Raw genomic sequence first — 13,942 nt, 5'->3', positions numbered from 1 at the left:
CGTGGGGCGGCACACCCCCTAGAAGTCCTCGTCCAGGTCGACCGTGCCCTCCACGGCGACCTGGTACGCGGACGGACGCCGCTCGAAGAAGTTCGTCAGCTCCTGGACGCCCTGCAGCTCCATGAACGAGAACGGGTTCTCCGAGCCGTACACCGGCGCGAAGCCCAGCCGCACCAGCCGCTGGTCGGCGACGCACTCCAGGTACTGCCGCATCGACTCGGTGTTCATGCCCGGCAGCCCCTCCCCGCACAGGTCACGGGCGAACTGCAGCTCCGCCTCGACCGCCTCGCGCAGCATGTCGGTGACCTGCTGCCCGAGTTCCTCGTCGAACAGCTCCGGCTCCTCCTTGCGCACGGTGTCGACCACGTCGAAGGCGAACGACATGTGCATCGTCTCGTCCCGGAACACCCAGTTGGTGCCGGTCGCCAGACCGTGCAGCAGACCCCGGCCGCGGAACCAGTAGACGTAGGCGAAGGCGCCGTAGAAGAACAGGCCCTCGATGCACGCGGCGAAGCAGATCAGGTTCAGCAGGAAGCGGCGCCGGTCGGCCTTGCTCTCCAGCCGGTCCATCTTCTCGACCGAGTCCATCCACGTGAAGCAGAACTCGGCCTTCTCCCGGATGGACGGGATGTTCTCCACCGCCGCGAAGGCCGCCGCCCGGTCGTCCGGATCGGGCAGATAGGTGTCGAGGAGCGTCAGATAGAACTGGACGTGCACGGCCTCCTCGAACAGCTGCCGGGACAGGTACAGCCGCGCCTCGGGGGAGTTGATGTGCTTGTACAGGGTCAGCACCAGGTTGTTCGCCACGATCGAGTCGCCCGTCGCGAAGAACGCGACCAGCCGCCCGATCAGGTGCTGCTCCTCGGGGCTGAGCTTCGCGAGGTCGGTCACGTCCGAGTGGAGGTCGACCTCCTCCACGTGCCAGGTGTTCTTGATGGCGTCCCGGTAGCGCTCGTAGAAGTCGGGGTAGCGCATGGGGCGCAGAGTCAGCTCGAAGCCGGGGTCGAGCAGGTTCTTGGTGGTCATCACTGACAGGCCTCGCAGGACTCGGGGTTTTCCAGGGAGCAGGCGACCGCGTCGGGGTCGGCCTGCTGCGGGACGGGGACGGTGGTCCGGGCCGCCGCGCGGGCGATCCGGGTGGCGGGGCGGGAGCGCAGGTAATAGGTGGTCTTCAGGCCCTGCTTCCACGCGTACGCGTACATCGAGGAGAGCTTGCCGATGGTCGGCGTCTCCAGGAACAGGTTCAGCGACTGCGCCTGGTCCAGGAACGGGGTGCGGGCAGCGGCCATGTCGATCAGACCGCGCTGCGGGATCTCCCACGCCGTGCGGTACAGCCGCCGTACCTCGTCGGGGATCCAGGCGAAGTCCTGCACCGAGCCGTTGGCCTCGCGCAGCGCCTCGCGCGTCCGCGCGTCCCACACGCCCAGCCGCTTCAGATCGTCCACCAGATACGAGTTGACCTGGAGGAACTCCCCGGACAGCGTCTCGCGCTTGAACAGGTTGGACACCTGCGGCTCGATGCACTCGTACACGCCGGCGATGGACGCGATGGTGGCGGTGGGCGCGATCGCCAGGAGCAGCGCGTTGCGCATCCCCACGGCGGCGATCCGCTCGCGCAGCGCCGCCCAGCGCTCCGGCCAGACGAGGTCCGTGTCGTAGTGGTCGGGGTGCAGCACGCCCCGCGCGGTGCGGGTCTGCTCCCAGGCGGGCAGCGGGCCGCTCCGCTCGGCGAGATCCGCGGAGGTCTCGTACGCGGCGAGCATGATCCGCTCGGCGATCCTCGTGGACAGCGCCTTCGCCTCGGGCGAGTCGAACGGCAGCCGCAGCTGGAAGAAGACGTCCTGGAGACCCATGGCGCCCAGACCGACCGGGCGCCAGCGGGCGTTGGAGCGGCCCGCCTGCTCGGTCGGGTAGTAGTTGATGTCCACCACCCGGTCGAGGAAGGTGACGGCCGTGCGGACGGTCTCGTCCAGGCGCTCCCAGTCGATGTCCCCGCCGGTCACGAAGGCACCGAGGTTGACCGAGCCCAGGTTGCAGACGGCGGTCTCCCCGTCGTCGGTGACCTCGAGGATCTCCGTGCACAGGTTGGAGGAGTGGACGACGTGGCCGGGCGTCGCCGTCTGGTTGGCCGTGCGGTTGGCGGCGTCCTTGAAGGTCATCCAGGCGTTGCCGGTCTGCGCGAGGGTGCGCATCATACGGCCGTACAGCTCACGGGCCGGGAGGGTCTTCCGCGCCAGCCCCTTCGCCTCGGCCGCGCGGTACGCCGCGTCGAAGTCCCCGCCCCACAGGTCGACGAGTTCCGGCACGTCCGCCGGGGAGAACAGCGACCAGGGCGCGTCGGCGTTCACCCGGCGCATGAACTCGTCCGGCACCCAGTGCGCGAGGTTCAGATTGTGCGTACGGCGGGCGTCCTCACCGGTGTTGTCGCGCAGTTCCAGGAACTCCTCGATGTCGGAGTGCCAGGTCTCCAGGTAGACGGCCGCGGCTCCCTTGCGCCGCCCGCCCTGGTTCACGGCGGCGACGGAGGCGTCGAGCGTCTTCAGGAACGGCACGATGCCGTTGGAGTGCCCGTTGGTGCCGCGGATCAGCGAACCCCGGGCGCGGACACGAGAGTACGACAGGCCGATGCCGCCGGCGTGCTTGGAGAGCCGGGCGACCTGGTGGTAGCGGTCGTAGATCGAGTCCAGCTCGTCCAGCGGGGAGTCGAGGAGGTAGCAGGACGACATCTGGGGGTGCCGGGTGCCGGAGTTGAACAGGGTGGGGGAGGAGGGCAGGTAGTCCAGGCGGCTCATCAGCGCGTACAGCGCGGCGACCTCGTCCACCGACCGCGCGGAGTCGTCCTCGGCGAGACCGGCGGCGACCCGCAGCAGGAAGTGCTGGGGGGTCTCGACGACCTTGCGGGTGACCGGGTGCCGCAGCAGATAGCGGCTGTGCAGGGTGCGCAGGCCGAAGTAGCCGAAGCGGTCGTCGGCGCCCGTGTCGATCAGCGCGTCCAGGCGGGCGGCGTGCAGCCCGACGAACGCGGCGGTCCGGTCGGCGATCAGACCCTCGCGGTGCCCGGTCGCGACGGACCCGGTGAACGACGTGACGCCCTGCGAGGCGGCCTCGGCACGGATACCGAGGGTGAGCAGCCGGGCGGCGAGCCGGGAGTAGGCCGGGTCCTCGGAGATCAGCCCGGCCGCGGCCTCGGTGGCCAGCTCCCGCAGCTCCGCCAGGTCCGCGGCCGCGGACCGGCCGCGCAGCGCGGCGGCGGCGACCCGTCCGGGGTCGGCGTCCGGCAGGTCGGCGGTCAGCTCGGTCAGGATCCGCAGCAGCGCGGCACCGGGGCCGTCGCTCTCCTCGGTCACACCGATCGCTGAAACCGGATCGGCTGGCGCGATGGTCACGTGTGGCTCTCCCTCGCTCGGCACGGGGCCTCGAAGAGCGCAGGGGGCGGTACACGAGCGCACACGGCGTCGCGTCCACCGGCCCATTCCGCGAGGCCCGGACGTCAGGCACCCGGACCGGACGGCCGGGCGCACTGTCGGCAGGTCCTCGGACTGACCCCCATGGCCACGCGGGCATGGGTACACCGTTGCGGGACAGTTCCGGATTCACACCGGATTCCCCTGCGGCGACAGCGAGCATGAGCATACATCTTGTGCCGGGTGTCGCCAGCAGCCCCATATCTTGTGTCGCGAAGGTGTCAGAGTGTCAGCTCGTAGGTGAGCAGGGTGATGTCGTCCAGCTCCGGGAGGGGGTTCCAGTCGCGCTCCGGGGTGCGGGTGAAGCCCAGCCGTTCGTAGATGCGGTGGGCGGCGCGCATGGTGCTCTGGGTCGACAGCACGACCCGTACGCACCCCTCGGCGGCCCGTGCCCGGTCGACGCAGGCACGCACCAGGGCCTCCCCGGCACCCCGCCCCCGGCCCGCTCGGGCGACCGCGAGCATCCGGATCTCCGCCTCGCCCGGCCCCGCGATGTCGGCCATCGGACCGGGGCCCGGCACGAACGTCACCCCGCCCAGCAGCGCCCCGTCCGCCACGGCGACGAGCACCTCGGCGGCCGACGCCCGCTTCGCCACGTTCCTGAGCTCGTGCAGGTACGCGTCGTCCTCCCCGAAGTCGAGCAGCCCGTCCAGGAGATAGGCCCGCGCGGTGATCTCGCCCAGTTCCCCGTGCTCGCCGGACTCCACCGGCCGGATGACGATGTCCATGAGCCGAGTGTGCCGGACGGGTACGGCGACGGGCCGCCGGTTTTCCTCCGGCGGCCCGCTGCCCGAAACGTACGGCGTCAGTGCGAACTGCCCGCCGTGGCCGGCGGAAGCTCCACCTGGACACCGGCGTCACCGGCGTCCGCCGTGTAGTCCTGCGGCCGGGTCTCGTCGACGCCCTCGGGCGCCTTGACGGCCCGGAAGACGAACGTCAGGACGACCGTGACCAGGACGTTGAGCACGAACGCGGTGAGGCCGATGTAGCCGATCTCGCCGATGCCCGGGATCTCCTTGGACGATCCGCCGAAGTGCTTCTGCGTCGGCGAGGCCACCCCGTACGCGGCGACGGTGCCGTAGATCATGCCGACCGCCCAGCCGCCGATCAGCGCCCAGCGGTGGAACCAGCGGGTGAACAGGCCGCCCACCAGCGCCGGGAAGGTCTGCAGGATCCAGATCCCGCCGAGCAGCTGGAAGTTGATCGCGACCGTCTTGTCCATGGTCAGGACGAAGACCAGCGCGCCCACCTTCACCAGCAGGGACACGATCTTGGAGACCTGGGTCTCCTGCTTCGGCGTCGCGTCCGGCTTGATGAAGTCCTTGTAGATGTTGCGGGTGAACAGGTTCGCCGCCGCGATCGACATGATCGCCGCCGGCACCAGCGCGCCGATGCCGATCGCCGCGAAGGCCACGCCCGCGAACCAGTCCGGGAACATGTCCTCGAACAGCTGGGGGATCGCCAGTTGGCCGTTGCTGACCTTGACCCCGGCCGCGATCGCCATGAAGCCGAGCAGCGCCAGCAGACCCAGCATCAGGGAGTACAGCGGCAGGATCGTGGTGTTGCGGCGGATCACCTCACGGCTGCGCGAGGACAGCGTCGCCGTGATCGAGTGCGGGTACATGAACAGCGCGAGCGCGGAGCCGAGCGCCAGCGTGGCGTACGTCCACTGGCCCGCCTCACTCGGTACCAGCGCACCGCGCGGCGCGCCCGTGGCCGGGTTGGTCTGGCTGTACGCCTCGCTCGCCTTGGCGAAGATCTCGTCGAAGCCGCCCAGCTTGATCGGGATGTAGATGATCGCCACCGCGATGACGATGTAGATCAGCGTGTCCTTGACGAACGCGATCAGTGCGGGGGCCCGCAGCCCCGACGAGTACGTGTACGCCGCCAGCACACCGAAGGCGATCAGCAGCGGCAGGTCCTTGACGAACCAGTTGGTGTTCTCGCCGCCGCCGACACCCATCACGTCGAGCACGGCCTGGATGCCGACCAGTTGGAGCGCGATGTACGGCATCGTCGCCAGGATGCCCGTGACCGCGACGGCCAGCGACAGGCCCTTCGAGCCGAACCGGCCGCGCACGAAGTCGGACGTCGTCACATAGCCGTGCTTGTGCGAGACCGACCACAGCCGGGGCAGGAAGGTGAAGATCAGCGGGTACACCAGGATCGTGTACGGCACCGCGAAGAAGCCGGCCGCGCCCGCCGCGTAGATCGCCGCCGGTACGGCCACGAAGGTGTACGCGGTGTACAGGTCGCCGCCGAGCAGGAACCAGGTCACCCAGGTGCCGAAGGACCGGCCGCCCAGACCCCACTCGTCGAGGCTGTGCTCGTTCTCGGCCTTGCGCCAGCGCGCGGCCAGGAAGCCCATCGCCGTGACCAGCAGGAAGAAGAAGATGAAGACGGCGAGTGCCACGCCGTTGACGCCGTCGTTCACCGCGACGCACCGCCCTTCGAGGCCGAGCGGGCGCGCTGGTCACGCTGCCACAGCTTGTACGCGGTCATGGTCAGGACGGTGGAGAGCAGCACCCACAGCATCTGGTACCAGTAGAAGAACGGGATGCCGATGAACTGCGGGTCGGTCTTCGCGTAGGACCCGACCCACAGCATGGCCACGAACGGTGCGACGAGACAGAGGGCGATGACGACGCGGGTGGGCGTCACCACCGGCCCTTCTCTGGTTTCTGGGGCTTGTGACATCAGACGGTTCCCGTCCCCTCACTGATCACCGGCGGTAGTGCGCGGAAATGTAGGTCAGGGCACTGTCCGGCCGTAACCCCTCGTCCGCACAGCGGTACCCAGGCGCCGCGCAACCGAGAGGCAACAGCAACGAAAACCTTGTCAACCACCCGTTTTCGACGCTTTTGCGGGACGCGTCGAAGGTGAGTGCGAGACGGGTCCGGGGTCAGTCCTGGGGGCGCTTCAGGCGCGCGACGAACTTGTACCGGTCGCCGCGGTACACCGACCGCACCCACTCCACCGGCAGTCCGCCGCGGTCCCGCGAGTGCCGGGACAGCATCAGCATCGGCAGGCCGACGTCGGTGCCGAGCAGGCCGGCCTCGCGCGGGGTGGCCAGGGACGTCTCGATGGTCTCCTCGGCCTCCGCGAGATGGACGTCGTACACCTCGGCGAGGGCGGTGTAGAGCGACGTGTACTTCGTCAGGCTGCGCCGCAGTGCGGGGAAGCGCTTCGCGCTCAGATGGGTGGTCTCGATGGCCATGGGCTCGCCGTTGGCCATGCGCAGCCGCTCGATGCGCAGCACGCGTCCGCCGGCCGTGATGTCGAGCAGCTCGGCGAGCCGGTCGTCGGCCGTGATGTAGCCGAGGTCCAGCAGCTGCGAGGTGGGCTCCAGGCCCTGGGCGCGCATGTCCTCGGTGTACGAGGTGAGCTGGAGCGCCTGGGAGACCTTGGGCTTGGCCACGAAGGTGCCTTTGCCCTGGATGCGCTCCAGGCGCCCCTCGACGACCAGCTCCTGGAGCGCCTGGCGCACGGTGGTGCGCGAGGTGTCGAACTCCGCCGCCAGGGTGCGCTCGGGCGGGACCGGCGTCCCGGGCGGGGCCGTCTCCGTCATGTCGAGCAAATGCTTCTTCAGCCGGTAGTACTTAGGCACACGCGCGGTACGGACCGTGGTCCCACCCTCGTTCTCCGCACTGCTGACGTCGGTGCTCATGCTCTGCCTTCCCGGCTCCGGGTGCCGAAGCGGCCGACATCCCCATCGGCCGCGGCTGACATCGTGGCACGGCTCGGGGCGGGGGTGTGCCCCGCACGCTCCGTGATCCCCTTTGTATACCCCTGGGGCGGGGGCTGGTCCAGACCACGGGCGGCGGTCAGATCCCCTGCCACTCCGGCTTGTTGGCGTAGGTGTGCCGGAAGTAGTCGGCGAGCTTCAGCTTGGAGGCGGCGGCCTCGTCGACGACCACCGTGGCATGCGCGTGCAACTGCAGCGCGGACGCGGGGCACAGCGCCGCGACCGGTCCCTCGACGGTCGCGGCGACCGCGTCCGCCTTACCCTCGCCGGTGGCCAGCAGGACCAGGTGACGGGCCTCCAGGATGGTGCCGATGCCTTGGGTGATGACGTGGTGCGGGACCTGGTCGATGTCACCGTCGAAGAAGCGGGCGTTGTCCACCCGGGTCTGCTCGGTGAGTGTCTTGATCCGGGTACGGGAGACGAGGGAGGAGCACGGCTCGTTGAACCCGATGTGCCCGTCCGTGCCGATCCCGAGCAGCTGGAGATCCACGCCGCCGGCCTCGGCCAGCTCCCTGTCGTACCTCTCGCACGCGCCCTGGACGTCGTCGGCGGTGCCGTCGGGACCCATGAAGGCGTCCATGCCGATCCCGAGAGGCTCCAGCACCTCGCGCCGCAGCACCGAGCGGTAGGACTCGGGGTGCTCCGCGGGCAGTCCGACGTACTCGTCGAGCTGGGCGATCCGGGCCCGCGAGGCGTCCACGGCACCGGAGCGCATCCGCGTGGCCAGCGACTGGTAGACGGGCAGCGGTGTCGATCCGGTGGCCACGCCCAGCAGGGCGTCGGGCTTGCGCCGCAGCAGCCGCGCCATGGACTCGGCGATGAGCTCGCCGCCCGCCTTGGCGTCCGCAACGATGACAACTTCCACGGTGGGCCTGCCGATCTTCAGGAGGACTCGACTGGGACGGGACCCCGGGTCCGCGGGTCCGGGTGATGCAATGTGGTTTAGACCAATCTCAATCTAACAGAGGCGGTACGGGGTCCGCGCGGCCGAATTGCGCGACGGCCCGTCCCGTGCGGGGGCCGTACGGGTTAGGCTGCCTCGCGGACGCCCGCGTCCGGAGGACGGCGGGGCGACAGCAAAGAACGGCGTTCCACGCATTTACAGGGACAGTGGTCTAGTCCACAATGCGTAGCAGGGCGAAACACAAGCCTGCCTTCCCCGCACAGGAAGGCGGAACCGAGGAACCGGAGCTCTCTGCCCTGACTGCCCCGGCTCCTCGTCCCTCGGCCGACCGGGACCGCACACCCCACGGCCGATGTTGCTCCGGGCTGCGGTGCCGAGGAGGGTTGAGGGTCCCTCTCAGGCGCCGCGGCCCGCGGGTGTTCTCGGGAGCGGCACCGACCCCCGGGTACGCTCGCTGACGTGCCCTCCATGAACGAACTCGTACGCCAGCACACCGCCCTCGACGACACCGATCTCGAGTGGCTCCATCTGCTGGTCTCGGAGTGGCAGCTGCTCTCCGACCTCTCCTTCGCCGACCTCGTCCTGTGGGTCCCCACCCGCGACGGCACCCGCTATGTCTCCGTCGCCCAGATGCGGCCCAACACCGGCCCGACCTCCTACCAGGACGACATGGTCGGCCATCTCGTCCCGCGTGGACGCCGTCCCATGCTGGACGCGGCCCTGGACGAGGGCCGGATCGTGCGCGAGGGAGACCCGGAGTGGCGCGAGGAGGTTCCCGTACGGGTCGAGTCCATCCCCGTACGGCGTGAGGGGCGCGTCCTCGGGGTGATCGCGCGCAACACCAACCTGCTCACCGTGCGCACCCCGAGCCGGCTGGAGCTCACCTATCTGCAGAGCGCCTCCGACCTCGCGCAGATGATCGCGGCCGGCTCCTTTCCGTTCGCCAACCAGCAGCTGGAGATGGACGCCTCGCCCCGGGTCGGTGACGGGCTGATCCGGCTCGACGCCGACGGCATCGTCCAGTACGCCTCACCGAACGCCCTGTCCGCGTACCACCGGATGGGTCTCGCGGCCGACCTGGTGGGGCATCACCTCGGGCAGACCACCGCCGAACTGGCGCCGTCCCGCGGGCCGGTGGACGAGGCGATGGTCAAGGTGGCCAGCGGCTGGGCGCCGCGCGAGTTCGAGATCGAGGCGCGCGACGGGGTGATCCAGTTCCGGGCGATCCCGCTGAAGCCGAAGGGGACGCGCATCGGTTCGCTGGTGCTGCTCCGTGACGTCACGGAACTCCGCCGCCGCGAGCGCGAGTTGATCACCAAGGACGCGACCATCCGGGAGATCCACCACCGGGTGAAGAACAACCTCCAGACGGTGGCGGCGCTGTTGCGGCTGCAGGCCCGGCGCATCGGGTCCGAGCGGGGCCGTGCCGCGCTGGAGGAGGCGGTGCGCCGGGTGGGATCCATCGCCATCGTGCACGAGACGCTGTCCCAGAACCTGGACGAGCGCGTGGAGTTCGACGAGATCGCCGACCGGGTGCTCGCGATGGTCGCGGAGATCTCGCCGGGCAAGGTCACCGGCCGGCGCTCGGGCCGCTTCGGGATACTCGACGCCGAGGTCGCCACTCCGCTGTCGATGGTGCTGACCGAGGTGCTGCAGAACGCCCTGGAGCACGGCTTCACGGAGAGTGAGACCGGCACCGTCGAGGTGTCGGCGGTCCGCGGCGGCACCTCGAAGGAGTCCCGTCTGCTGGTCACCGTGCAGGACGACGGCGTGGGGCTGCCCGAGGGATTCGACCCGCACACCGCGGGCAACCTGGGCCTGCAGATCGTACGGACCCTGGTGGAGGGCGAGTTGGGCGGCACGTTCGACATGGTGAGGGCACCGGAGCGGGGGACCAGGGTGATCCTGGACATCCCGGTGCAGTCGGACAAGTAGCGGGCGGCCCCGGATCGGTGGCCGGCGCAGACGGCGAAGAGCCCCGGACCGCTGAATGCGGCCGGGGCTCTTGCTCAACTGCGCGCTGCGGCTCGGGGGCGGGAGATGCGTACGCGCTGTACGCGCCGCCAAGCTCAGGCTGTCAGCAGGGGTGGGTTGTCAGGCGGAGGCCTGACGGGCCCGGTTGCGGGCGGCACGGCGCTTCATTGCGCGACGCTCGTCCTCGCTGAGACCACCCCAGACGCCGCTGTCCTGACCGGACTCGAGCGCCCACTGAAGGCAGCTCTCGATCACCGGGCAGCGACGGCAGACGGCCTTGGCTTCCTCGATCTGCAGCAGCGCAGGACCGGTGTTGCCGATGGGGAAGAAGAGCTCGGGGTCTTCCTCGCGGCAAACGGCGTTGTGACGCCAGTCCATGGCTGCTACCTCTCCTAGGTATGTAATGCGATTGCTTGTGAATGTGAACGCTTTCACGAATCCCTCAACAAGGGAAGGGCCGACCGCCAGGTTCGCTGGCGTGGTCCTTGGATGTGAAGAGGGGTTCCGGTGATCTGTGGAGGCCGGTCTTGCGGGCCGTCCCGATCGCCAAGAAGAGACTCGCAAACCTCGGCGGCGGATACAACCCCTTCCGGAAAGTTTTTTTTGATTCTTCGGTGTCGACTAGGTCACAGCCGTACTTCCATGGGGTGGATCCTGGCCTAAACGTTCGACTGCAAGGACTTTGGCCCTTTCTGCTCACACAATCACACGCAGTGCACGGCGTACGCCTGTGAACGTCACGCTGGTTCGCAGCCCCAGGTGGTCACCGTCCATCTGGAGGGGCAGCGGCACCTTCGAATGCAAGGTGAAGCGTGTCAGATCGTGCCGGGAGACCACATGCCTCCCATGGGGTCCGCGCTCCGGGGACGAAGTGAGCAACTGCGTGCCATACCGGGCAACCGCGCCGGTGGACATGCGGCTGAGACCGAAGAGGTCGAGGCCGGTATCGAACGAGGCCTTAGGCGACGCGTAGATCGGGCGATTGCCGAGAAACGTCCACGGCGACGTGTTCGAGACTATGGACAGCGCCAGATCGGTGACCGGTTCGTCGCCCGGGTGCTCCAGGGTGATCACCCCGCGCCGGCGGTGCGGGTCGCCGAGCAGCTGACGGACGACCTGGCGCATGTACAGCGCGTGGGTCGACTTCCTGCCGCGCTCCCGCTGCTGCTCCACCCGGCCGACCACACCGGCGTCGAAGCCCAGCCCCGCGTTGAAGGTGAACCAGCGGGCCGGTACGGCCTCGTCGTCCGAGCCCGGCGTGCCGGAGGTCAGCCCCAGGCCGACCGTACGCTCACGGCCCTCGCGCAGCGCGTCCAGCAGGACGCCGGTCGCCTCCACGGGATGGTTGGGCAGACCGAGCGCGCGGGCGAAGACGTTGGTGGAGCCGCCGGGGACCACGGCGAGACCGGGCAGGTGCTCCGGATCGGGTCCCGCGTGCAGCAGACCGTTGACGACCTCGTTGACCGTGCCGTCGCCGCCGAGCGCCACCACGAGGTCTATGTCGTCGCTCTCCGCGGCCTGCCGGCCCAGGTCGCGCCCGTGGCCGCGGTACTCGGTGGTGACCGCCTCCAGCTTCATCTCGCTGGCGAGCGCGTGGATCAGCACATCGCGCGTGCGCGCACTGGTGGTGGTTGCCGCCGGGTTGACCACGAGAAGTGCACGCATGACGTGCAGGGTACCTACTCAGGGGTACCGGGCCCAGACCGAGTCCGTGCGGACCGGTGCGCGGGGGCGTGAACCTCGGCACGGACGGTGCCCGCGGCGAGGGCTACCCTTCAGGGGTGAGCAGTGAGCAGACCCCCACCACCACACCGGACGCCACCGGGCCCCGCCCGCGCCGGCTGACGTACGCCGCCGCGCTGGCCGCCCTGGAGGGGGCCGCGCTCGTGGCCGGAGGCGTGTGGATGTCGGTCCTCGCCCTCACGGGTGAACCGGACGACCGGCGGCAGGCCGTCACCGGCGGGGTGACGCTGATCGTCCTCGCCCTGCTCCCGCTGCTCGCCGCGCGCGGGCTGTTCGGACTGCGGAGCTGGAGCCGCGGCCCCGCCGTCATCACGCAGATCATCGCACTGCCGGTGGCCTACAACCTGCTCCGCTCCGACAGCGTGGCCATCCCCGCCGGGATCGTCCTCGCCGTCGTCGCCGTCACCGCGCTCGTGCTGCTGATCAACCCCGAGACGACCCGGGCCCTCGGCATCCGGGGACCCGGGCGCGCCGAGAAGTAGCGGCCCCGGCCCGCTCACTCCTCCACGAGCAGCTTCTCCCGCAGCTGGGCAAGGGTGCGAGCCAGCAGCCGGGAGACGTGCATCTGCGAGATGCCGACCTCCTGGGCGATCTGCGACTGGGTCATGTTGCCGAAGAAGCGCAGCAGCAGGATGCGCTTCTCGCGCGGCGGGAGGTCCTCCAGCAGCGGCTTGAGCGACTCCCGGTACTCCACGCCCTCCAGCGCCTCGTCCTCGGCGCCCAGGGTGTCGGCGACCGCCGGCGACTCGTCGTCCGTGTCGGGGACGTCCAGGGACAGCGTGGAGTACGCGTTCGCGGACTCCAGGCCCTCCAGGACCTCCTCCTCGGAGATGGCCAGCTTCTCGGCCAGCTCGTGCACCGTGGGCGAGCGGCCGTGCAGCTGGGACAGCTCCGCCGTGGCCGTGGTCAGCGCCAGCCGCAGCTCCTGGAGACGGCGCGGCACGCGCACCGCCCAGCCCTTGTCGCGGAAGTGCCGCTTGATCTCGCCGACGACCGTCGGGGTCGCGTACGTCGAGAACTCCACGCCCCGGTCGGGGTCGAACCGGTCGACCGACTTGATCAGGCCGATGGTGGCGACCTGGGTGAGGTCGTCCAGCGGCTCACCGCGGTTGCGGAAGCGTCGGGCGAGATGCTCCACCAGCGGCAGGTGCATGCGCACCAGCCGGTTGCGCAGCTCCGCGTACTCGGGAGTGGTGTCCTGCAGTGTGCGCAGCTCGATGAACATGGCCCGCGCCCCGCTGCGGTCCTGCGGGTTGTGGTGCGCGTGCCCGCCCTGGGCGCCGGGGGTGCTCCGCGCGCCCCGCGCGGCGGGCGCCCGCGGCCCCTCGTCCTCGGCGTGTCGCTCGTGCTCGCTCATCGTCCCGCCCGTCGCCCTTCCCCGAGCGCTCGCCTCGTCCCCCGCCGCCGGCCTGGCCTCGGCGGGAGCGCCCCCTCGGCCGGGAGCGGCCCCGGCCGGTCCGGCCGCGGATGCGCTCCGCACGGCGCCGCCGGGCTGCCCGCCGCCCGGCGGGCCGGCCTCCGCGGAGTCGTCCACCGGATGCGGCCGGGCCTGCTCGGGGATGCCGTCGATGCCGTCCGGCATCCGCTCGGCCGGCAGCTCCCGTGTGCCGCGTTCTTCGTCCCGCACCGGCCCGTCCTCGCTCCTCACGCCGGCCCGGGTCCCGCGCCGCGCTGTTTGTAGAGGCTGATCGACACGGTCTTGTCCTCGTCCACGGCGGAGGAGACCTTGCCCGCGAGCGCGGACAGCACGGTCCAGGCGAAGGTGTCCCGTGACGGTGCGTGACCGTCCGTGGTCGGCGCCGAGACGGTCACCTCGAGCGAGTCGTCGACGAGCCGGAAGACACAGCTGAGCACCGAACCCGGCACGGCCTGCTGGAGCAGGATCGCGCAGGCCTCGTCGACCGCGATGCGCAGGTCCTCGATCTCGTCGAGGGTGAAGTCCAAACGGGCCGCGAGGCCGGCCGTGGCCGTACGCAGCACCGACAGGTAGGCCCCCGCGGCCGGCAGCCGGACTTCCACGAAGTCCTGGGTCGCGGGCTCGCCTGCGATCTGGGACACCCTCACCTCCAAGGTGGTACAAGCGTTTCAGGGCCTGGTTCGCCCCCGGGTAAC

13 protein-coding genes and 1 riboswitch are annotated in these 13,942 nt (G+C 70.1%); of the genes, 2 read left to right on the top strand and 11 right to left on the bottom strand.

Going from position 1 to position 13,942, the window contains the following annotated elements; all coding sequences use genetic code 11:
* Positions 1-18 precede the first annotated feature (18 nt).
* The 7 genes from IF28_RS0115930 to nagB form a co-directional block, all read right to left on the bottom strand.
* The gene (locus tag IF28_RS0115930; RefSeq protein WP_030219909.1) at positions 19-1,026 is read right to left on the bottom strand and encodes a ribonucleotide-diphosphate reductase subunit beta; all 1,008 of its coding nucleotides are present in this window, start codon (positions 1,024-1,026) and stop codon (positions 19-21) included.
* Positions 1,026-3,386 (bottom strand): ribonucleoside-diphosphate reductase subunit alpha, encoded by a 2,361-nt coding sequence (locus IF28_RS0115925; protein ID WP_030219907.1) that lies wholly within the window; start codon positions 3,384-3,386, stop codon positions 1,026-1,028. Before IF28_RS0115925 ends, IF28_RS0115930 begins: the two co-directional genes overlap by 1 nt.
* Positions 3,387-3,529: 143 nt before the next feature.
* A riboswitch (cobalamin riboswitch) is annotated at positions 3,530-3,608 on the bottom strand.
* A 77-nt stretch (positions 3,609-3,685) separates the two neighbouring features.
* Positions 3,686-4,192, bottom strand: a complete 507-nt coding sequence (locus IF28_RS0115920; protein WP_030219905.1) for a GNAT family N-acetyltransferase — start codon at positions 4,190-4,192, stop codon at positions 3,686-3,688.
* A gap of 77 nt (positions 4,193-4,269) precedes the next feature.
* Complete coding sequence (gene mctP, locus IF28_RS0115915; RefSeq protein ID WP_030219900.1) at positions 4,270-5,898, bottom strand: monocarboxylate uptake permease MctP; 1,629 nt, start codon at positions 5,896-5,898, stop codon at positions 4,270-4,272.
* A complete protein-coding gene (locus IF28_RS0115910; RefSeq protein WP_030219897.1) occupies positions 5,895-6,161 on the bottom strand; it encodes a DUF3311 domain-containing protein in 267 nt (88 codons plus the stop codon). Before IF28_RS0115910 ends, mctP begins: the two co-directional genes overlap by 4 nt.
* Before the next feature lie 205 nt (positions 6,162-6,366).
* Positions 6,367-7,131 carry a GntR family transcriptional regulator gene (locus IF28_RS0115905; RefSeq protein ID WP_030219895.1) on the bottom strand — a complete coding sequence of 255 codons (765 nt, stop codon included), beginning with the start codon at positions 7,129-7,131 and terminating at the stop codon, positions 6,367-6,369.
* Between the two features lie 157 nt (positions 7,132-7,288).
* Positions 7,289-8,074, bottom strand: a complete 786-nt coding sequence (nagB, locus tag IF28_RS0115900) for a glucosamine-6-phosphate deaminase (RefSeq protein WP_030219892.1) — start codon at positions 8,072-8,074, stop codon at positions 7,289-7,291.
* Between the two features lie 498 nt (positions 8,075-8,572).
* On the opposite strand from nagB, the gene IF28_RS0115895 reads away from it, so the two are divergent.
* A complete protein-coding gene (locus tag IF28_RS0115895) occupies positions 8,573-10,048 on the top strand; it encodes a sensor histidine kinase (protein WP_037893373.1) in 1,476 nt (491 codons plus the stop codon).
* Between the two features lie 159 nt (positions 10,049-10,207).
* Here the strand turns inward: IF28_RS0115895 and IF28_RS0115890 are convergent, their stop codons facing one another.
* The gene (locus IF28_RS0115890) at positions 10,208-10,465 is read right to left on the bottom strand and encodes a WhiB family transcriptional regulator (protein WP_030219886.1); all 258 of its coding nucleotides are present in this window, start codon (positions 10,463-10,465) and stop codon (positions 10,208-10,210) included.
* Between the two features lie 318 nt (positions 10,466-10,783).
* Positions 10,784-11,752, bottom strand: a complete 969-nt coding sequence (locus tag IF28_RS0115885) for a diacylglycerol/lipid kinase family protein (protein WP_030219883.1) — start codon at positions 11,750-11,752, stop codon at positions 10,784-10,786.
* A gap of 116 nt (positions 11,753-11,868) precedes the next feature.
* Here IF28_RS0115885 and IF28_RS0115880 point away from each other — a divergent pair, with 116 nt between their 5' ends.
* Complete coding sequence (locus tag IF28_RS0115880; protein WP_030219879.1) at positions 11,869-12,312, top strand: hypothetical protein; 444 nt, start codon at positions 11,869-11,871, stop codon at positions 12,310-12,312.
* Positions 12,313-12,326: 14 nt separating this feature from the next.
* On the opposite strand, the gene IF28_RS0115875 is transcribed toward IF28_RS0115880, so the two are convergent.
* Positions 12,327-13,457, bottom strand: coding sequence for an RNA polymerase sigma factor SigF (locus IF28_RS0115875; protein WP_078621197.1), 1,131 nt, complete (start codon positions 13,455-13,457; stop codon positions 12,327-12,329).
* A 17-nt stretch (positions 13,458-13,474) separates the two neighbouring features.
* Positions 13,475-13,888, bottom strand: a complete 414-nt coding sequence (locus tag IF28_RS0115870; RefSeq protein WP_004925829.1) for an anti-sigma regulatory factor — start codon at positions 13,886-13,888, stop codon at positions 13,475-13,477.
* Between the last annotated feature and the right edge of the window lie 54 nt (positions 13,889-13,942).

It is taken from the genome of Streptomyces sp. NRRL WC-3626 (genome assembly GCF_000718785.1).
Lineage (GTDB): Bacteria > Actinomycetota > Actinomycetes > Streptomycetales > Streptomycetaceae > Streptomyces > Streptomyces edwardsiae.
Note: the sequence above shows the minus strand (reverse complement) of the source record. Positions and strands in the feature narration are given on the sequence as shown.

Excerpts from the sequence above, each read along its gene's own strand:
- IF28_RS0115930 (WP_030219909.1), bottom strand. The coding sequence starts at position 1,026 with ATGACCACCAAGAACCTGCTCGACCCCGGCTTCGAGCTGACTCTGCGC.
- IF28_RS0115920 (WP_030219905.1), bottom strand. The coding sequence starts at position 4,192 with ATGGACATCGTCATCCGGCCGGTGGAGTCCGGCGAGCACGGGGAACTG.
- IF28_RS0115890 (WP_030219886.1), bottom strand. The coding sequence starts at position 10,465 with ATGGACTGGCGTCACAACGCCGTTTGCCGCGAGGAAGACCCCGAGCTC.
- IF28_RS0115910 (WP_030219897.1), bottom strand. The coding sequence starts at position 6,161 with ATGTCACAAGCCCCAGAAACCAGAGAAGGGCCGGTGGTGACGCCCACC.
- IF28_RS0115905 (WP_030219895.1), bottom strand. The coding sequence starts at position 7,131 with ATGAGCACCGACGTCAGCAGTGCGGAGAACGAGGGTGGGACCACGGTC.
- IF28_RS0115885 (WP_030219883.1), bottom strand. The coding sequence starts at position 11,752 with ATGCGTGCACTTCTCGTGGTCAACCCGGCGGCAACCACCACCAGTGCG.